At 74.6% G+C, this 17,234-nt stretch carries 23 protein-coding genes; 10 read left to right on the forward strand and 13 right to left on the reverse strand.

What is annotated here, in order from left to right; translation table 11 throughout:
• Window positions 1–20 precede the first annotated feature (20 nt).
• Window positions 21–431: a hypothetical protein gene (locus AB0L25_RS34405; protein ID WP_500176947.1), complete on the forward strand. Its 411-nt coding sequence runs from the start codon at window positions 21–23 to the stop codon at window positions 429–431.
• Window positions 432–562: 131 nt separating this feature from the next.
• Here AB0L25_RS34405 and AB0L25_RS34410 read toward each other — a convergent pair whose 3' ends face one another.
• From AB0L25_RS34410 to AB0L25_RS34420, 3 genes are all read right to left on the reverse strand, one after another.
• On the reverse strand, window positions 563–907 hold the full coding sequence (locus AB0L25_RS34410; RefSeq protein WP_075903421.1) for an RNA polymerase-binding protein RbpA: 345 nt from the start codon (window positions 905–907) through the stop codon (window positions 563–565).
• Between the two features lie 174 nt (window positions 908–1,081).
• On the reverse strand, window positions 1,082–1,684 hold the full coding sequence (locus AB0L25_RS34415; RefSeq protein ID WP_500176949.1) for an ATP-dependent Clp protease proteolytic subunit: 603 nt from the start codon (window positions 1,682–1,684) through the stop codon (window positions 1,082–1,084).
• Window positions 1,684–2,307, reverse strand: coding sequence for a ClpP family protease (locus AB0L25_RS34420; RefSeq protein ID WP_500176950.1), 624 nt, complete (start codon window positions 2,305–2,307; stop codon window positions 1,684–1,686). The genes AB0L25_RS34415 and AB0L25_RS34420 overlap by 1 nt, the downstream gene beginning before the upstream one ends.
• 147 nt (window positions 2,308–2,454) lie before the next feature.
• Here AB0L25_RS34420 and AB0L25_RS34425 point away from each other — a divergent pair, with 147 nt between their 5' ends.
• On the forward strand, window positions 2,455–2,739 hold the full coding sequence (locus AB0L25_RS34425) for a type II toxin-antitoxin system Phd/YefM family antitoxin (protein ID WP_500176952.1): 285 nt from the start codon (window positions 2,455–2,457) through the stop codon (window positions 2,737–2,739).
• Window positions 2,740–2,766: 27 nt separating this feature from the next.
• On the opposite strand, the gene AB0L25_RS34430 is transcribed toward AB0L25_RS34425, so the two are convergent.
• The gene (locus AB0L25_RS34430; protein WP_500176954.1) at window positions 2,767–3,591 is read right to left on the reverse strand and encodes a glycerophosphodiester phosphodiesterase family protein; all 825 of its coding nucleotides are present in this window, start codon (window positions 3,589–3,591) and stop codon (window positions 2,767–2,769) included.
• 106 nt (window positions 3,592–3,697) lie between these two features.
• On the opposite strand from AB0L25_RS34430, the gene AB0L25_RS34435 reads away from it, so the two are divergent.
• The 4 genes from AB0L25_RS34435 to AB0L25_RS34450 all read left to right on the forward strand — a co-directional run bounded on the left by AB0L25_RS34435 (window position 3,698) and on the right by AB0L25_RS34450 (window position 6,102).
• Window positions 3,698–3,916 (forward strand): EF-hand domain-containing protein, encoded by a 219-nt coding sequence (locus tag AB0L25_RS34435; protein WP_500176956.1) that lies wholly within the window; start codon window positions 3,698–3,700, stop codon window positions 3,914–3,916.
• A gap of 113 nt (window positions 3,917–4,029) precedes the next feature.
• Window positions 4,030–4,206 (forward strand): hypothetical protein, encoded by a 177-nt coding sequence (locus AB0L25_RS34440; RefSeq protein ID WP_500176958.1) that lies wholly within the window; start codon window positions 4,030–4,032, stop codon window positions 4,204–4,206.
• 174 nt (window positions 4,207–4,380) lie between these two features.
• Window positions 4,381–4,800 carry a YciI family protein gene (locus AB0L25_RS34445; protein ID WP_500176960.1) on the forward strand — a complete coding sequence of 140 codons (420 nt, stop codon included), beginning with the start codon at window positions 4,381–4,383 and terminating at the stop codon, window positions 4,798–4,800.
• Between the two features lie 15 nt (window positions 4,801–4,815).
• Window positions 4,816–6,102 (forward strand): RNA polymerase sigma factor, encoded by a 1,287-nt coding sequence (locus tag AB0L25_RS34450; RefSeq protein ID WP_500176962.1) that lies wholly within the window; start codon window positions 4,816–4,818, stop codon window positions 6,100–6,102.
• A gap of 61 nt (window positions 6,103–6,163) precedes the next feature.
• Here AB0L25_RS34450 and AB0L25_RS34455 read toward each other — a convergent pair whose 3' ends face one another.
• Complete coding sequence (locus AB0L25_RS34455) at window positions 6,164–7,321, reverse strand: MFS transporter (protein ID WP_500176963.1); 1,158 nt, start codon at window positions 7,319–7,321, stop codon at window positions 6,164–6,166.
• A gap of 157 nt (window positions 7,322–7,478) precedes the next feature.
• Window positions 7,479–8,054, reverse strand: coding sequence for a TetR/AcrR family transcriptional regulator (locus tag AB0L25_RS34460; protein WP_500176964.1), 576 nt, complete (start codon window positions 8,052–8,054; stop codon window positions 7,479–7,481).
• Window positions 8,055–8,120: 66 nt separating this feature from the next.
• Here AB0L25_RS34460 and AB0L25_RS34465 point away from each other — a divergent pair, with 66 nt between their 5' ends.
• Complete coding sequence (locus AB0L25_RS34465; RefSeq protein ID WP_500176966.1) at window positions 8,121–8,615, forward strand: FBP domain-containing protein; 495 nt, start codon at window positions 8,121–8,123, stop codon at window positions 8,613–8,615.
• Window positions 8,616–8,640: 25 nt separating this feature from the next.
• Here AB0L25_RS34465 and AB0L25_RS34470 read toward each other — a convergent pair whose 3' ends face one another.
• From AB0L25_RS34470 to AB0L25_RS34490, 5 genes are all read right to left on the reverse strand, one after another.
• Window positions 8,641–9,186, reverse strand: coding sequence for a TrmH family RNA methyltransferase (locus AB0L25_RS34470; RefSeq protein WP_500176968.1), 546 nt, complete (start codon window positions 9,184–9,186; stop codon window positions 8,641–8,643).
• Complete coding sequence (locus tag AB0L25_RS34475) at window positions 9,183–9,860, reverse strand: class I SAM-dependent methyltransferase (RefSeq protein ID WP_500176970.1); 678 nt, start codon at window positions 9,858–9,860, stop codon at window positions 9,183–9,185. Before AB0L25_RS34475 ends, AB0L25_RS34470 begins: the two co-directional genes overlap by 4 nt.
• Window positions 9,861–9,949: 89 nt before the next feature.
• Window positions 9,950–10,897: a VWA domain-containing protein gene (locus tag AB0L25_RS34480; RefSeq protein WP_500176972.1), complete on the reverse strand. Its 948-nt coding sequence runs from the start codon at window positions 10,895–10,897 to the stop codon at window positions 9,950–9,952.
• On the reverse strand, window positions 10,894–12,003 hold the full coding sequence (locus AB0L25_RS34485; RefSeq protein WP_500176973.1) for a DUF58 domain-containing protein: 1,110 nt from the start codon (window positions 12,001–12,003) through the stop codon (window positions 10,894–10,896). Before AB0L25_RS34485 ends, AB0L25_RS34480 begins: the two co-directional genes overlap by 4 nt.
• Window positions 12,000–13,016 (reverse strand): AAA family ATPase, encoded by a 1,017-nt coding sequence (locus AB0L25_RS34490; RefSeq protein WP_500176975.1) that lies wholly within the window; start codon window positions 13,014–13,016, stop codon window positions 12,000–12,002. Before AB0L25_RS34490 ends, AB0L25_RS34485 begins: the two co-directional genes overlap by 4 nt.
• A gap of 234 nt (window positions 13,017–13,250) precedes the next feature.
• Between AB0L25_RS34490 and AB0L25_RS34495 the strand changes: the two genes are divergently transcribed.
• On the forward strand, window positions 13,251–14,066 hold the full coding sequence (locus AB0L25_RS34495) for a hypothetical protein (RefSeq protein ID WP_500176977.1): 816 nt from the start codon (window positions 13,251–13,253) through the stop codon (window positions 14,064–14,066).
• A gap of 111 nt (window positions 14,067–14,177) precedes the next feature.
• Entirely contained in the window at window positions 14,178–14,912 is a 735-nt protein-coding gene (locus tag AB0L25_RS34500) for a LysE family translocator (RefSeq protein WP_500176978.1), read from the forward strand.
• 69 nt (window positions 14,913–14,981) lie between these two features.
• On the opposite strand, the gene AB0L25_RS34505 is transcribed toward AB0L25_RS34500, so the two are convergent.
• Together AB0L25_RS34505 and AB0L25_RS34510 are read right to left on the reverse strand one after the other, a co-directional pair.
• Window positions 14,982–15,296, reverse strand: coding sequence for a hypothetical protein (locus AB0L25_RS34505; RefSeq protein WP_500176980.1), 315 nt, complete (start codon window positions 15,294–15,296; stop codon window positions 14,982–14,984).
• A gap of 112 nt (window positions 15,297–15,408) precedes the next feature.
• Window positions 15,409–16,344 (reverse strand): alpha/beta hydrolase, encoded by a 936-nt coding sequence (locus AB0L25_RS34510; RefSeq protein ID WP_500176982.1) that lies wholly within the window; start codon window positions 16,342–16,344, stop codon window positions 15,409–15,411.
• A gap of 136 nt (window positions 16,345–16,480) precedes the next feature.
• Here AB0L25_RS34510 and AB0L25_RS34515 point away from each other — a divergent pair, with 136 nt between their 5' ends.
• Entirely contained in the window at window positions 16,481–17,053 is a 573-nt protein-coding gene (locus AB0L25_RS34515) for an AAA family ATPase (RefSeq protein ID WP_500176983.1), read from the forward strand.
• The last annotated feature ends 181 nt before the right edge of the window (window positions 17,054–17,234 follow it).

Below are 17,234 nucleotides of genomic sequence, written 5' to 3' on the forward strand. Positions count from 1 at the left end.
CATTCGACGGGGGGATGACAATGGCATTGGGAGAGCAGCTGGGACACGACACAGGGCAGGTCACGGGGACCCGGGTCCTTCCGCCGACCGAGCAGGGCGAGGCGCGGGTCGAGGTCTCCTTCGAGGCCCGGGGCCGATTGCTCGATGACGACGCCGTGGACCTCGGGACGTACGTGTCGGTCCTGGGCCCCGACGGTGTTCTGCGCGGTGAGGGCCAGGGCTGCACGACGACCGTCGACGGGGCGACCGCCGTCTGGGAAGGTCAGGGAGTCGGCAGGCTCATGAACGACGGAGCGACCTCGTTCCGTGGATCGATCTTCTACCGGACGACGTCGCAGAAGCTGTCGCGCCTGAACGGGGTGGCCGCCGTCTTCGAGCACGAAACCGACGCGAGCGGCAAGACCGAGTCCAAGGTCTTCGAATGGAAGTAGCCGCACCGGTACCGCGCAGCGCCCGGCGAACGGGCACTGCGCCTTGAGAACCAGAAAGGGGACGGGCCCGCACCGTGCACGTGCTTGCACGGTGCGGGCCCGTCCCGCGAAGCGTCACCCGATCGTGTCGGTCAGGCGGTCCTCCTGCGCCCGGCCCGCAGAATCTCCAGCCGTTCCGCCAGCACCTCCTCGAGGTCCTCGACGGTACGGCGTTCCATGAGCATGTCCCAGTGCGTCCGCGGCGGCTTCCCCTTCTTCGCTTGGGGGAGTTCGCCGTCGACCCGCAGGGCCGTGGCGCCGCAGTTGCGGCATTCCCAGGTCATCGGCACCTCGGCCTCGGCTGCGAGCGTCACGGTGAACCGGTGGCCCTTGGTGCAGGTGTAGTCCACCTCTTGCCGAGGGGCCAGATCGGTGTTGCGATCGTTCTCGTAGCTCGTCGCTCCGAGTCGGGTGCCGCGAAGTGCGCGCTCGGCCATCGTCACGTGCCTCCCAGACGGCTTGCGGTCTTGCCCTGACCAACGCTGAATCTCGTGACAAGATTCCCGTCCGGGGGCCGGTCCAACCCTGCTTGTTTCGCCGGGGCCGGGCCGCTCGGCGGGAATCCTTCGGCGCGGCCCGTGCCGCGGGGGCGCGCGCCCGTCCGGGCGGGGTCAGCGCCGGGACGTCAGGACCTCGTCGATCAGCCCGTACTCCAGGGCCTCCCGCGCGGTGAAGTAGCGGTCGCGGTCGAGGTCGCGGCGGACCGTCTCGGGGTCCTTCCCGGTGGCCTCGGCGACGATCGCCTCGGTCTGGGCCCGCAGCCGCAGCACCTCCTCCGCCTGGATCTGCAGGTCGCTGGACTGGCCGCGGGACGTCCCGACCTCCGGCTCGTGCAGCAGGATCCGCGCGCTCGCCAGCGCCGCCCGCTTGCCGGGCGTCCCGGCCGCCAGCAGCACCGCCGCCGCCGCACCCGCCTGCCCCACGCAGGTGGTCTCCACCTCGGGACGGACGTAGCGCATCGTGTCGTGGATCGCCATCATCGCCGTCAGCGACCCGCCGGGGGAGTTGATGTAGAGGGCGATGCGGCGGTCGGGGTCCAGGCCCTCCAGCGCCAGCATCTGCGCGGTGACGTCGTTGGCGCTGACGTCGTCGACCGGCGTCCCGAGGAAGACGATGCGGTCCTCGAATAGCTTGTTGTAGGGGTCGGTCTCCTTGCGCCCGTAGGGCGTCTGCTCCTCGTAGGAGGGGATGAGGGAGCGTTTCTCGGCCCGCATCAGGTGCCCACCCGGTCGGTGCTGTCGATGACGTGGTCGATGAACCCGTACTCGCGGGCCTGGTCGGCGGTGAACCACCGGTCCCGGTCGGCGTCGGCCTCGATCCGCTCCAGCGGCTGCCCGGTGTGGAACGCCGTCCGCTCGGCCAGGGTCCGCTTCAGGTAGAGCGACTGCTCGGCCTGGATCCTGATGTCGGACGCGGTGCCGCCGATGCCGCCGTGCGGCTGGTGCATCATGACGCGCGCGTGCCGCAGCGCGTAGCGCTTGCCGGCCGTTCCCGCGCACAGCAGTGTCTGTCCCATGGAGGCGGCCATGCCCATCGCGACGGTGGAGATGTCGTTCGGGACGAACTGCATCATGTCGTAGATCGCCATCCCGGCGTCCACGACGCCGCCGGGGGAGTTGATGTAGAGGGTGATGTCGCGGTGGGCGTCCTGGGAGGCGAGCAGCAGCAGCTGCGCGTTCACCCGGTTGGCCACCCGGTCGTCGATCTCGGTTCCGAGGAACACGATGCGCTGCGCGAGCAGCCGTTCGAACAGCTGCGCCTCCGCGAGCTGCGGCGCCTCGGCGACCTTGGCCCGGACGCGGGGCGCGTGGGTGTCCGGCCGGGGCTCCGGCCGCATGTCCGGTCGCCGCTCTCCGGGTCGGGGCCTCGGCTCCTCGTTCATGAACCCTCCCGCTCGTTCTGTACATTCCGTACACTATGTACGTCTGAGGTTAGTGGTGGCGCGGTGCCTGGGCCAGGGGGAGTGACCATGTTTCGCTATACGATGAATCCCGTGGATGTTCCGGTAACCGAAGCACGCGCCCAGTTCGCGGACCTCGTCAACCGGGTCGCCTACACCGGCGAGCCCGTGAAGCTGACGCGGCGGGGCAAGGTGATGGCCGCACTGGTCTCTCCGGAAGATCTGGAGCTGCTGGAGATGGTGCGGTCGCAGCGGGTCGATCTGTCCCAGACGGGACAGCCCGCGCAGCCCGCTCAGCCCGCCGACCGTCCTCAGGCCGCGCCGCTGCGCATCGCCGCCGAGTACCGGCCGCCCGGGTTCGGCCGCTGAACCGCCGGCCGTCCCGGCGCGCGCCCGTCAGGCGCCGGCGCGTGTCTCCGGCGCGGGGGAGGGGCGCTCCCACAGCCCCCGGGCGGCCAGGACGCGCCGCAGGGTGACCAGTTCGTCGGTCATGATGCCGTCGACGCCGAGGTCCAGCAGCCGCTCCATGGCGGCCTCGTCGTTCACCGTCCACGCGTGGACCTGCAGCCCCAGCCGGTGCGCCGTGGCGACGAACCCCTCGGTCACGAACGGCAGCGGCCCCAGCCCGTAGGGTACCTGCGCGCACGCCACGCCCGTCGCCGCGAGCCGCACCAGCTTGGCCGTCGGCCCCCCGTAGGACTTGGCGCGCAGCGCCATCACCCCGCGCGGGCCGAGCGCCGTGCACACGTCCCGGTCGGTGTACAGCGGCAGCCGCGCCCGCATCTGCGCGAGCCTGCGGGTGGAGAACGACGTCAGGCACACCCGGTGCCAGGAGTTCGTGCGGTGCAGCACCTCGGCGAGCGGCCCGATGACCGGGGCGTCCTTGAGGTCGATGTTGACGCGGGCGTCCGGCCAGGCCCCCAGGACGTCCTCCAGCCGGGGGATCGGCTCGGTGCCGGCGATCCGGGCCCGCGCCACCTCGGAGTAGGGGAGCCGCGCGATGGTGCCGGTCCGGTCGGTCACCCGGTCGAGGGTGCGGTCGTGGAAGGCGACCACGACGCCGTCGGCGGTGGCGTGCGCGTCGGTCTCCAGGTAGCGGTAGCCCAGGTCGACCGCCCGCTGGAAGGCGGCCATGGAGTTCTCGGGACGCCCGCCGGCCCCGCCGCGATGGGCGAACGGGATGGGGCCGGGGTGATCGAGGAATTCGTACGAGCGGCGCACTCGTCCGATTATGGCGGACTCCCCTGGACCACCCTTACCTTACTGTGTAAAGCCGGTGGGCTGATGCTAACGTCAGCCCACCGTCAACAAAGGAGAGACACCGACCATGAGCAGCATCGACGACTACAAGCCCACGTTCGACCTCGTCGACGTCGACGGTGACGGCTACATCACCATCCCGGAGCTGCAGAACCTCATGCGCGCCCTGGGCCTCGACGCCGACCGGACGCGCGCGGTGGAGCTGGTCGTCGAGAGCGACGTCAACCGTGACGGCAAGATCTCCCTGGAGGAGTTCGCCGGTCTGATGGAGCGCACCCGCGCCTGACCGCGCGCCCGGACCGGGCCGCGTCCGATCGGCGGTCGGGAGCCGCGCCCGCCGCCACGGATACGCGCACGTGCAGGTCCGCGCCCCGGTCGGGTGCGAGGAGCGCAATCGGCTTGGCCGAGATGACGGGAGCGGGCGGGGTGACGAGGTCGGTCACGGGTGGGTTTGCCGAGCGGGACCGCGTCGAGCGCCGGATCGATGATCTGGTGGGGGCGCTGGAGAGGCTGGACGGTGTGATCGCCGCCGCGACCGACAACTGGCGGACGGGTCGGCACTGCGGTCCTAGGTAGTGGTACGTGGTCTCGGTGATCCGCCTGGCGTGGTGTGCCGGGCGGGGCGTGAGGGTCTCCAGAAAATTTTCGGGAGAAGTTCGGCGGCGGTGTCGATCCGTGCTGTTCCCGTTCGACCTTGGGGTGAGAGGGTCCCGGAGGAGAGGGCCCGGAGGACTCGAGGGAGACGGAACGATGAAGTACATGCTGATCTGGCGCGCGACCGACGAGGCCTACGCGCAGATGGGGAACGTCGACTTCACGCAGATGCTGGAGACGGTGGGGCGGTACAACGAGGAGCTGATCAAGGCCGGTGTGCTGCTGGCCGCCGAGGGGCTCGACGACGCTGCGGAGGGCGTCGTGGTCGACCATTCCGCCGAGACGCCCATCGTCACCGACGGGCCGTACGGGGAGACCAAGGAGCTGTTCGGCGGGTTCTACATCCTGAACGTGGCCTCCAAGGAGGAAGCCGTGGAGTGGGCCAAGCGGTCGCCGATCACGGGTCCGGGGTTCAAGACCGAGATCCGGCGGGTCACGACGATCGACGAGTTCCCGCAGGACAACGAGTGGATCCAGAAGGAGCGGGCCTGGCGCGAGGCGACCGGGCAGCTCTGAGCGGGGTTTCGGGTGATGGGCGATTCGAACGGTCGTGAGGCCGTCACCGCCGTGTGGCGGATCGAGTCGGCGCGGATCGTCGGTGCGCTCGCGCGGTACACCGGCGATTTCGCGCTGGCGGAGGATCTGGCGCAGGAGGCGCTGGCGGAGGCGCTGGTGAACTGGCCGCGGGAGGGTGTGCCGCGGAATCCGGCGGGGTGGTTGCTGACGGTGGGCCGGCGGCGCGCGATCGACGCGTTCCGGCGGCGTGCGGCGCGTGATGAGAGGTATGCCGTCCTGGCGCGTGAGCTGGGTGAGGGCGGTGCGGTGTCGGGGGGTGCGCCGGCGGGTGGGGGGCGGGAGGACGAGGACGTGCTGTGGGATCCGGATCAGATCGATGACGATGTGCTGGCGTTGATGTTCACGTCGTGTCATCCGGTGTTGTCGCGGGAGGCGCGGGTGGCGTTGACGTTGCGGGTGGTCGGGGGGTTGACGAGCGATGAGATCGCGCGCGGGTTCCTGGTGCCGACGGCGACGGTGCAGGCGCGGATCACGCGGGCGAAGAAGACGCTGGGGGCGGCGCGGGTGCGGTTCGCGGTGCCGTCGGCGGGGGAGCGGGTGGAGCGGCTGGGTTCGGTGCTCAGCGTTATTTACCTGATCTTCACGGAGGGGTCGTCGGCGAGTTCGGGGGGTGAGTTGATCCGGTTCGATCTGGCGGGTGAGGCGCAGCGGTTGGCGCGGGTGATGGCGCGGTTGATGCCGGAGGAGCCGGAGGTGCACGGGTTGCTGGCGTTGCTGGAGTTGACGGCGGCGCGTTTTCCGGCGCGGGTGGGGCCGGACGGGGAGCCGGTGTTGCTGGAGCGGCAGGATCGGCGGCGGTGGGATCGTGCGGCGATCGGGCGTGGTCGGGCGGCGTTGGCGCGGGCGGAGCGTGCGGGGCGGGGGTTGGGGGCTTACGGGTTGCAGGCGGCGATCGCGGAGTGTCATGCGGTGGCGGGGTCGGTGGAGGAGACCGATTGGGAGCGGATCGTGGTGTTGTACGAGGCGTTGGGGCGGTTGGCGCCGTCGCCGGTGGTGGAGCTGAATCGGGCGGTGGCGGTGTCGATGGCGCGGGGGCCTGGGGCGGCGTTGCCGGTGGTGGACGGTTTGGTGGAGGCGGGGGCGTTGTCGGGGTCGCATTTGCTGCCGAGTGTGCGGGGGGAGTTGTTGCGGCGGTTGGGGCGTGTGGAGGAGGCGCGTGTGGAGTTGGAGGCGGCGGTGGGGTTGTGCGGTAACGAGCGTGAGCGGGCGGTGTTGTTGGGGAAGTTGGACGAGTTGGGGTGAGGGGGCGGCCCGCCCGGTTCGCGGTGGTCGCGGGCGGGCGGGCCGTTCGGTGAGTTGGCGGTCATCGGTGGCGGGTGCGGAGGAGCAGGGCGGTGGTGAGGGCGGCGGGGAGGGTGGTGATGAGGAAGCAGAGGTGGAGGGGGAGGAGGTCGAGGAGCGCGCCGGTTGCGGCGGTGCCGGTGGTGGCGCCGAGGTTGAGGGAGGTGTTGACCCAGGTGGCGGCGCGGACGCGGGCGTCGGGTGGGGCGGCGGTGTCGGCGATGAGGTAGGCGGTGGTGGTGGCGGGTGCGATGAAGAGGCCGGCGGTGGCGATGAGGGCGGTGAGGGTCGCGGTGGTGGGGGCGAGGGCCGCGGCGGCGAGGGCGGTGCCGAGGGCGGCGGTGCAGACGGTGAGGCGGGTGTGGGGTGTGCTGCGCCAGGTGAGGGCGCCGTAGGTGAGGCCGCCGAGGGCGCTGCCGGCGGCGAGGGCGGCTTCGATCCAGGCGGCGGTGGCGGTGGGTGCGCCGTGGTGGCGGGCGTGGGCGACGGCGAGGAGGCCGATGGAGCCGAGGGCGGTGCCGACGGTGGCGGCGGCGAGGGCGGGTGCGATGGGGATGGTGGGGCGGCGGGGGCCGGGCCGGGTGGTGGGGCGGGTGCGGGGGAGTGCGGGTGAGGTGGTGAGGCCGATGGTGCCGATGATGATGAGGGGTGCGCCGGCGGCGATGCCGAGGGAGGGTGTGGTGGTGGCGGCGATGAGTCCGGCGAGGAGGGGGCCGGTGACGTAGAGGAGTTCTTCGGCGACGCCGTCGAGGCTGAGGGCGCGGTGGAGGAGTGCGCGGTCGGGGAGGAGGTCGCTCCAGTGGGTGCGCATGACGACGCCGAGCGGGGGTGCGGTGGCTCCTGCGGTGACGGCGAGTGCGGCGAGTGCGGGGACGGGGGTGGCGGGGTGCCAGGTGGCGGCGGCGAGGGCGGTGAGGACGAGGGCGTGTGCGGCGGTGAGCGGGGGGAGGGCGCGGCGGGGGCCGTGGCGGTCGATGAGGCGGGCGCGCAGGGGGCTGAGGGCGCTGATGGTGAGGCCGTAGAGGGCCATGACGGCGCCGGTGGTGGTGTAGGAGCCGGTGGCGGCGACGAGGGCGAGGGTGAGGGAGAAGGGGGCGGTGGCGTAGGCGAGGCGGCCGGTGAGGGTGAGGGTGAAGGTGCGGCGGGCGTGCGGGGCGCGCAGGACGGCGCTGTAGGACACGGGGGGTGTTCCTCGGGTGCGGGCCCGGGGTGGCGGGCGTTGTGAGGGGACGCTGATGGGCCGCACCGGGTGGGAGCGGGTGCGGCGCGGGGCGTCCTATGCGCACAAGAGGAACTGCACGGGGCGATCTTAGCGTGGCCGGGGCCGGGGGCGGGTGTCAGTCGACGGGCCAGTGGGTGAGGGCGGCGTCCAGGGCGTCGAGGACTTTGCGCCAGGTGGTGTCGGTGTCGCCGCTGTGGGCGAAGCCTCCGGCGGTTTCCAGGGTGACGTAGCCGTGGAAGGTGCCGGCCAGGAGGCGGACGGCGGCGGTCTGGTCGTGTTCGGGGACGCCGTAGCCGCGGAGGATGGCGCGGGTGAGTTCGGTGTGGCGGCGGCCGGCGGTGATGACGTCGGGTGTGGCGGTTGCGGGGGCGAGGCGGGCGCGGGCCGCTTCGACGCGGCCGGGGTGGGTGCGGGCGTAGTCGCGGTAGGCGTCGGCGAAGGCGAGGAGGGCGTCCTTGCCGGCGCGTCCGGCGAGGGCGGCGGCGGCCCGGTCGGCGAGTTCGTTCAGGGCGAGGGCGGTGAGGCGGGCGCGGAGGTCGTCGATGCCTTTGACGTGGGAGTAGAGGCTGGCGGTGGTGACGCCGAAGCGGCGGGCGAGGGCGCTGGCGGTGACGCCGTCGAGTCCGGTTTCGTCGGCCAGGTCGGCGGCGGCGCGGGTCAGGCGTTCGGCGGTCACTCCGGCTCGCGGCATCCGGCACCTCTTCTTAAGGGTTTTAAGGTTTTGCATGATACATGTAGGCCGGGTAGCGTCGCGTCCATGAAACCCCTCACCGAACGTGACATCCGCGGGTCCTTCGTCAACTGTTCCAAAGGGGAGGCCAAGCGCCTCAACCTGCCGAAGGACTTCGCCGAGCTGCCCTGGGACGACCTGGACTTCCTGGGCTGGCGAGATCCGGGCGCCCCCGAGCGGGCGTGGCTGGTCGCCGACCGCGGCGGCGCCCCGGTCGGCGTCGCGCTGCGCGCGGTCAAGGGCGGGTCGCGCGGGTTCACCGCGCGCAGCATGTGCTCACTGTGCATGACGACGCGCAGCGGCGGCGGGGTGGCGCTGATGACGGCGCGGCGAACCGGCGCGGCGGGGCGGCAGGGCAACTCGGTCGGGCAGTACGTGTGCACCGACCTGGCCTGTTCCCTGTACGTGCGGGGGCTCAGGCAGACGATCGCCGGCGGGGGGTTGGACGGGCTGCCGCCGCAGGAGCGGATCGCGCGTGCCCGCGCCCATCTGGACGCGTTCCTCGACAAGATCACCGGGTAGGGGCCGCCGGGGCCGTCCGGGGCGGTCAGCCGGCGGTCCACTCCCGGCGGCGGGCCTCGGCGAGGGCGAGGGCGGCGGCGACCGCGACGTTGAACGACCCGACGCGCCCCACCTGCGGGATGTAGGTGACGGCGTCGCAGGCGGCCAGCAGGGCGGGGGAGCAGCCGTGGTCCTCGCTGCCGACGGCCAGGCACACGTCGCCGTCCAGCGGCGCCTCGTGCAGCGGGACGGCGTCGCCGGTCAGCTCGACCGCGACCAGCCGCAGTCCCTGGGCGCGGACGGCCGCGGCGGCCTCGGCGGCGGTGCCGGCGTGCTCCCACTCCAGGAACCGCTCGGTGCCCAGGGCGGTCTTGGCGACGTTGCGGTGCGTGGGCGGGGTGGCGTTCCCGGCGAGCCACAGGCGTTCGACGCCGAACGCGGCGGCGCTGCGGATGATCGAGCCCATGTTGAACGGCTGGGTGACCGACTCGGCGAGCAGGCCCAGGCGGGACTCGGTGCGGCGCCGCCAGTCGCGGTTGAGGCGCTTGACGTCGGTGGGGCGCAGCTGGCGGCGTCCCTGCGGGGTGGTCATCGGGTCGGGCCTTCCACGGGCGGCGAATCGGAGCCGGATTCGGAGTCGGGTTCGGTTTCGGTGGTGCGGGGGTCGGTCTGCGGGGCGGTGACGCGCAGGACGCGGTAGGACGAGCGGGACGCGACGCGCTCGGCGGGCAGGCCCCGGCCGTCCAGCCACCGCTGCAGCGAGTCCGACCCCAGGTGCTTCTGCACCACCAGGTGGGCGTGCGCGCCGGGCAGCAGGCGCGGCAGCCACGCCAGCAGCAGCTCGTGCAGGGCGGCCTTGCCGATGCGGATCGGCGGGTTGGACCAGATCGCGGCGAACCGCAGCGCCGGGTCCAGCCCGTCGGCGGGCGCGAACCGGGCGTTGGGCAGCGCGGCGGACGCGGCGTTGGCCTCGGCGAGCGCGAGGGCGCGCCGGTTGACGTCCACGCCCCACACGCGGGCGGCGGGCGCGCGGGCCGCCATCGTCAGCGCGATCGGGCCGTAGCCGCAGCCGAGGTCGAGCAGGTCGCCGTCCGGCGGGGGCGGGGGGACGGTCTCCAGCAGGACCCGGGTGCCGGGGTCGACGCGGTCCGGCGAGAACATCCCGCCGTCGGTCTCCAGCCGCAGGTGCAGGTCCGGCAGGACCAGGTCGACGGTGCGGCGCCGGCTCGCGGCGCCCGGCCGCTCGGCGAAATAGTGCTCCCCCACGTCGGCCGACCGTACCAGTGCGCGGCACGGGCCGCGCACCGCCGCCCTCCCGCCGTCCTCCCGCCGGCCGGGCCGGTGGCCGGCCCGGGTCAGGGGAGGCGGGAGAACCAGGCCAGGGACGCGCCGCCCGCCGCGAGCGCGAACAGCAGCGCGATCCCGACGTAGCGGGCCGACACGTCGCGGTGCTCGGTCGTGTAGCCCAGCGACGTGCCGATGTCGGCGTACACCTCGTTCAGCTGGCCGGCGTCCGCGGCCTCGTAGGCGTGCCCCTCGGTGTTGTCGGCCAGGAACCGCAGCGTCTCCTTGTTCACCGACACGCTGGTCGTCTCGCCCTCGATGGTGACGGTGCCGTAGGGGGTGCCGAACGCGATCGTGGACACCGGGACGTCCGCGCCGCGGCTCGCGGTGACGGCCTCCTGCACCGACCGGCCCGTGGTGTTGTCGCCGTCCGACAGCAGCACGATGTGCGCGGGCGGCGGGTCGTGGCGGGCCTGCGCGTCGAACGACCGCACGGCCTGCAGGGACGTGAACACCGCCTCGCCGATCGCGGTCCGCTTGGCCAGCACCAGCTGGTCGATGGACGCGATCGCCGCGGCGCGGTCGTCCGACGGCGCCGCGACGAGGTTGGCGTTCCCGGCGAACGCGACGACCCCGACGTTGAACCGCGCCGGCAGGTCCCGGATGAACTGCTTGGCGGCGGACTTGGCCGCGTCGAACCGGCTCGGCGCCACGTCCCGCGCCATCATCGACAGCGACACGTCCACCGCCACCATGATCGTGGCGCGGTCGCGGGGGACGCGGACGTCGTCGGCGGGCCGCGCGAACCCCACCATCATCAGCAGGATCATCACCAGGAACAGGCCCGCGGCGACGTGCCGCCGCCAGCCCGGGCGGCGCGGCGCGACCTGCTGCAGCAGCGCCAGGTTGGTGAACCGCACCGCGTAGCGGCGGCGCCGCCACTGCAGCGCCACGTACAGGCCCGCCAGGACCGGGACGAGGGCCAGCAGCCAGAGGCGTTCGGGCGACAGGAACGTCATGGGCGCACTCCCGCGGTGGTGACGGGCCGGCCGGCGGCGCGGCGCTGGCGGAGGGCGAACCGGGCGACGTCGGCGATCCAGTCGCGGTCGGTGCGCAGGACCAGGTGGTGGGCGCCGCAGCGGCGCAGCGCGGCACGGGTGCGGTCCCGCTGCGCCGCGGCCGCCCGCGCGTACCGGTCGCGGACCCGGCGGTTCAGGACGATCTCGTGGACGGCGCCGGTCTCGGGGTCGGTCATCTCGACCAGCCCCACGTCGGGCAGTTCGAGCTCGCGGGGGTCGATGACCTCCACGGCCAGGACCTGGTGGCGGGCCGCCAGGCGGCGCAGCGGCCGCTCCCACGGCGGCCGCGCCTCCCCACCGGACCCGCCGAACCCGGCGGAGCCGTCCGGGGCGGGGACGTCGTCGCCGGGGGACGGCAGGAAGTCGGAGATGACGACGCGGAGGCCGCGGCGGGACTGCCCCCGGTCCAGCGACTCGATCGCGGTCGCGAGGTCGCCGTGCGCGCCGCCCCGCAACCCCAGGCCCCCGGACATGCCCCGGGCGGCGCCGTGGCCGGCGCCGTCCCCGTTCCGCGGCCCGGCCTCGGGGTCGTGCGGGGGAGCGTCCAGCACCGCCTGCAGCAGCGCGTAGAACGGCGCCCGGCCCGTCCGCGCCGGCCACCGCCGCAGCCCGCCGCCGTGCAGCAGGTACGCGCCGACCCGGTCGCCCAGCCGCACCGTCATGAACCCCACCGCCGCCAGCGCCGCCACCGCCAGCTCCCGCTTCACCAGGTCCGCGGTGCCGAAGTCCATGCTGGGCGTCATGTCGACCAGCGCCCACGCCTCCAGCTCGTGGTCGGCGACCAGGTCCCGCACGTGCGGGCTGGTGGTGCGGGCCGTCACCGCCCAGTCCATGTGCCGGACGTCGTCCTCGCCCGGCTGGTACAGCCGCGCCTCCGCCAGCTCCGTGCCCGGGCCCGGCAGCAGCCCCAGATGCTCACCGTTCAGCAGCCCGTTCAGCCGCCGCGTCACCTGCAGCTCCAGCCGCCGCAGCGTCCGCTCCGGCGCGAGCCGCGCCGACCCGCCCCGCTCCCCGGACGGGCCGTCCCCCGGACCGGCCGCCGTCATGCCGTGGTCACCGCCGCGGCCCCGTGGTTCCACACCACCCGCGGCGGCGGCACCGCCGCGAGGATCTGCCCGATCACCTCGCCCGCCGCCACCCCGTCGGCCAGCGCGTCGAACGTCAGCACCAGCCGGTGCGACATCACGTCCCGCGCCACCGCCCGCACGTCGTCGGGCAGCACGTAGTCGCGGCCCGACAGCAGCGCCAGCGCCCGCGCCGCCGACACCAGCCCCAGCGTCGCCCGCGGGCTCGCCCCGATCTCGATCACCTGCCGCAGATCCGGCAGCCGGTACTGCTCGGGCTCCCGCGTCGCCATCACCAGCCGCACGATGTAGTCGGCGACCAGCTCGTGCACCGACACCTCCGCCGCCGCGGCCTGCAGCGTCGCCAGCCGCCCGGTGTCCAGCACCTGCGCCGCCTCCGGCGGGTCCACGCTCATCCGCCGCAGGATCTGCAGCTCCTCGTGCGCCCCCGGATGCCGCACGTCGATCTTCATCAGGAACCGGTCCCGCTGCGCCTCCGGCAGCGGGTACACGCCCTCGGACTCGATCGGGTTCTGCGTCGCCAGCACGATGAACGGCCGCGGCAGCGGATACGTCGTGCCGCCCAGCGACACCTGCCGCTCCGCCATCACCTCCAGCAGCGCCGACTGCACCTTCGCCGGCGCCCGGTTGATCTCGTCGGCCAGCACGAAGTTCACGAACACCGGCCCGAGCTCCACATCGAACTGCTCGGTCGAGGGATGGTAGATCCGGGTCCCCACGATGTCGGACGGCACCAGGTCCGGGGTGAACTGCAGCCGCGCGAACGTCCCGCCGACCACCCGCGCCAGCGTCCCCACCGCGAGGGTCTTGGCGACCCCGGGCACGCCCTCGATCAGGCAGTGGCCGCGCGCCAGCAGCGCCACGACCATCCGCTCGACCATGTGCTCCTGGCCGACGATGACCTTCTTGACCTCCGCGAGCGTGCTCTGCAGCAGTGCCGCGGCCTCGTCGAGGTCGTGGGCGGCGATGGTCATGTGGGAGTCCTCACTGTCCAACCGGCACTGTCCTGCCAACCGTCCTGCCCCGTGGGCGCCTTCCGACCCTACGCGATCACTTGTACCCGTTCGTGCGGGAACGCTGCGTGTCCCCGCCGACCTCTTCACCGCCCGCCCCCACGCCCCCGGGCCGCGCGCCGCCGCGCCGTCCCCGGGCTCGGGCGGGACGCCTTCCGGAGCCGATCGTAGGGTGCGGTTGTTAGTGTGGCCGCCATGTCGAGGCCGTTGCCCCCGGGCGACCCCGCGCAGCTGGGGCCCTTCCGCCTGTCGGCGCGCCTGTCGGAGACCCCCGCCGGAATCGTGTTCCTGGGCGTGGACGCCCACGGACGGCGCGCCAGCGTCGCGGTCCTCAACCGCGGCGCCGCCGGCGACGCCGCCGCCCGCGACCGGTTCCGCGCGGCGATCACCGCCGCCGCACCCGCCCCCACCCCCGGACCGCCCGGCCCCGCCCACGCCCCGGCCCCCGCGCCCGGCGCCGGGACGTCGCCCGTGGTCGCCGCCCAGCCCGACGGGCCCGCCCCCTGGGTCGCGACCGCCTACGACCCCGGCCTGACCGGCGCCGAACGGTTCCTGGAACCCGTCCTGCTCGACGGGACCGCCCAGGGCGGACGCGGCCGCCGCGGCAGGCGCCGCGGACCCCAGTTCCAGCCCCACTGGCTCGGATCCGGCGAACCCGCGCTGGCGCCCCCCGCGCCAGCCCGCCCGCCCGCGCCCGTCCCGCCCGGCGAACGCGCCCCGCAGCGCAGCCTGGTCACGGCCGTCCTCACCCTCGCCGCCATGCTGCTGGTGCTGTTGCTGCTGCTGTTCCTGCTGAACATGTGCAGCCCCGAACCCGACGAACCCCCGCCGCTGCCGCCCGAACCCACCCCGTCCGTCGAGGTCCCGCCCCCGGCGCCCACGACCCCCGCGCCCCCGACCACGCCCGGGGGACCGCCCACCACCCCCGGCGGGCCGCCCACCCCTGGCCCCGGCGAACCCACCCCGCCGCCCACCGGCGGCGACGGCGGAGACGACGGCGGCCCCCTCTGACCCCACCCGACCAGCCCGCCCGGCCCGGCCGCAGCCGCGGCCGGGCTCGCGGCCGAGCTCGCGGCCGGGCCGCACGTTGCCGGGCGCGGGCGCGGCGGGCAGCATGAACGCATGCCGCAACCCCTCCCCGAAACCCTCCTCGCCTTCACCGGCGCCGCCGTGCTCATCGCCATGGCCCCCGGCCCCAGCACCGTGGTGATCACGCGGACGTCGATGCTGAACGGGCGCCGCGCCGGGCTCGCCGCCGTCCTCGGCAACGAGACCGGCGTGCTGGCCTGGGGACTGGCCGCCGCCGCGGGCCTCACCGCCCTGCTGGCCGCGTCCCGCCTCGCCTACGACGGCCTGCGCATCGCGGGCGCCGTCATCCTGGTGTGGTTCGGCGTCCGCGCCCTCTGGCAGGCCCGGCACCGCACCGGCCGAACGACCGACCCCCTCGACACGAACCGGCTCGACACGCACGGACCCGGTGTGAACGGACCCAGTGCGGACGGGTCAGGAGCGGACGGGCCAGGAGCGGGCCTCGGCGTTCTCGCGGGCGGCGGGCGCAGCTGGTGGGGCAACTACCGCAACGGGCTGATCACCAACGCCGCCAACCCCAAGGCCGGCGTCTTCGCCGTGTCGTTCCTGCCCCAGTTCGTCCCCGCCGGCTGGTCGGTCCCCGCCGCCCTGGCGCTGCTGTCGGTCCTGTGGGCGCTCATCGACCTCGCCTGGTACACCGTGATCGTGTGGCTGGTCGCCGCCGCCCGCCGCCTCCTGAACCGTCCGGCCGTCCGCAGGCGCCTCGACCAGGTCTCCGGCGTCGTCCTGGTCGGCCTCGGCATCCGCCTGGCCGCCGACACCCGCTGACACCGCACCGCACCGGGCCACGACGGCCGCATCACGGCAAGCCGGACGTCCGCCGACGGGCGCGCGCCCTCAGCGCGAGCCGGGCGCCGCCTGCTCGCCCGCGCCGAAACGCACCCCGGTCTCGCGCAGCCGCCTCCGCGAGGCCACCGCGACACCGGCCCGCGGACGCTCCCGCCGCGCGACCGCGCTCTCCGCCGCGCCCTCCACGGCGCCCAGATCGCGGTCGGCGACGTGGCAGGCCTCCTCGTCGCCCCGGTCGACGACCTCCTTGTGGCAGTCGGGCGGCCACCGCAGCAGCATCCGCCGCCCGCACACCGGGCACGCCCACTCCTCCAGACCGGACTCGGCGACCCGCACCATCCGCAGCCGATGCGTCCTCTGCACAGAGCCCCCCTCGCCGTCCGGTCTCTTCAGTGAATGCCCACGTCAACCCACCTAAAACCGGCGCCCAACCCGACGGCGGCCGCGCGGACGTCCCCGTCCGGCGCGCGCCGCGTCAGGCCAGGGCGGCGCGGACCGCCGCGCCGATCTCGGCGATCGCCTCCGCCGGGCGCCGCGCGAACGACCCCCACCCGAGGAACCCGTGATCCAGGCCGCCGCCCGCCACCACCGCGACCGGCACCCCCGCCGCCCGCAACCGCGCCGCGTGCCGCTCCGCCTGCGGGCGCAGCCGGTCGAACTCCGCCGTGGCGATCACCGCCGGCGGCAGCGCGCCCGGATCCGGATCCAGCAGCGGTGACACCTCCGGCCGCGTCCGGTCCGCGTCCCCCAGATACATGCGCAGCGCCGCGCCCGCCGACACGCCCGCCGTGTCCAGCCCGTCCGGGTCGGGATCGGGCAGCGGCGGCGGCTCCGCCCGCAGGTCCAGCGCCGGATACAGCAGCACCTGCACCGCCGGCCGGTACCGGCCCGCCCCGCGCAGCAGCCCCGCCGCGGCCGCCGCCAGCTGCCCGCCCGCGCTGTCCCCGGCCACCCCCACCCGTCCCGCGTCCAGCCCCAGCGCGGGCGCGCGGCGCACCGCCCACCGCACCGCCGCGACCGCGTCGTCCAGGGGCGCCGGGAACGGGTGCCGCGGCGGCCGCCGGTAGTCCACCGACAGCCACGCCACCCCGCTCGCCGCCACCAGCGCCCGCACCACCGGGTCGTAGGACTCCACGTCGCCCAGCACCCACCCGCCGCCGTGGAAGAACACCAGCAGCGGCCCGCCCGGACGCTCGCCCGCCGGACGGTACAGGCGCGCCCGCAGCGGACCCGCCGCGCCGGGCACCCGCACGTCCTCCACGGCGCCGACCGGCACCCGCGGCGACCGCGCCAGGTCGGCGGCGTGCTCCCGGCGCGCCTCGGCCAGCGACCGCCGCCCGCCCGCATCGGCCCCGCCCGCGGCGGCGAGCCGGTCGCGCATGAACGCCAGGTACTGCGGATCGCGACCCATGAACCCCTCCAGCGCCCCGGCACGGACGACGTCCGGGGCACCCTATCGGCCACCCCTGCGGCCGCCCCCGCGACAGGCCCCGTGACAGGCCCGCCGGACGGGCCGGCCCGGGCGGCGCGCCCGCGATAATGAGCGGATGCACACAGCCCGCGACGCGCGGACGTCGGACGTGCTGGTCGTCACCGGGCCGCCGGGCACCGGCAAGAGCACCGTCGCACGGATCCTCGCCGACGCCGCCACGCCCAGCGTCCACCTGCACACCGACGACTTCTACGCGTTCATCCGCCGCGGCGCCGTCGCCCCCTACCTGCCCGAAGCCCACGAGCAGAACCGGGTGGTCATGGACGTCATCGCCGGCGCCGCCGCCCGCTACGCCCAGGGCGGCTTCCACGTCATCGTGGACGGCGTCGTCGGCCCCTGGTTCACCGGCCCCCTCGTCACCGCCGCCGGACGCGCCGGAGTGCGGCTGCACTACCTGGTGCTGCGCGCCGACGAGGACACCACCGTCGCGCGCGGCACCGCCCGCCGCGGCCCCGGCGAGCTCACCGACCCCGGGCCGCTGCGCGACATGCACCGCCAGTTCGGCGACCTCGGCGAACTCGAGCGGCACGTCATCGACAGCACCGCGCAGACCCCGGCCGAGACCGCCGACGCCGTCCTCGCCGCCGTCCGCGCCCGCACCCACCTGCTGCCCGCCCCGCCCACCTGACCCACCCGCCTGACCCACCCGCCTGACCCACCCGCCTGACCCACCCGCCTGACCCACCCGCACGGCGGGACGGCCGCACGGCGGGACGGCCGCACGACGAAGCGGCCCGCCGCCTACGACGTCCACGCGCATCTGCGCAAGGTCGTCCAGGACATGGCGGACGCCCAGACCGAGACGGGCC

The organism is Spirillospora sp. NPDC052242 (assembly GCF_040679555.1).
GTDB lineage: Bacteria > Actinomycetota > Actinomycetes > Streptosporangiales > Streptosporangiaceae > Spirillospora.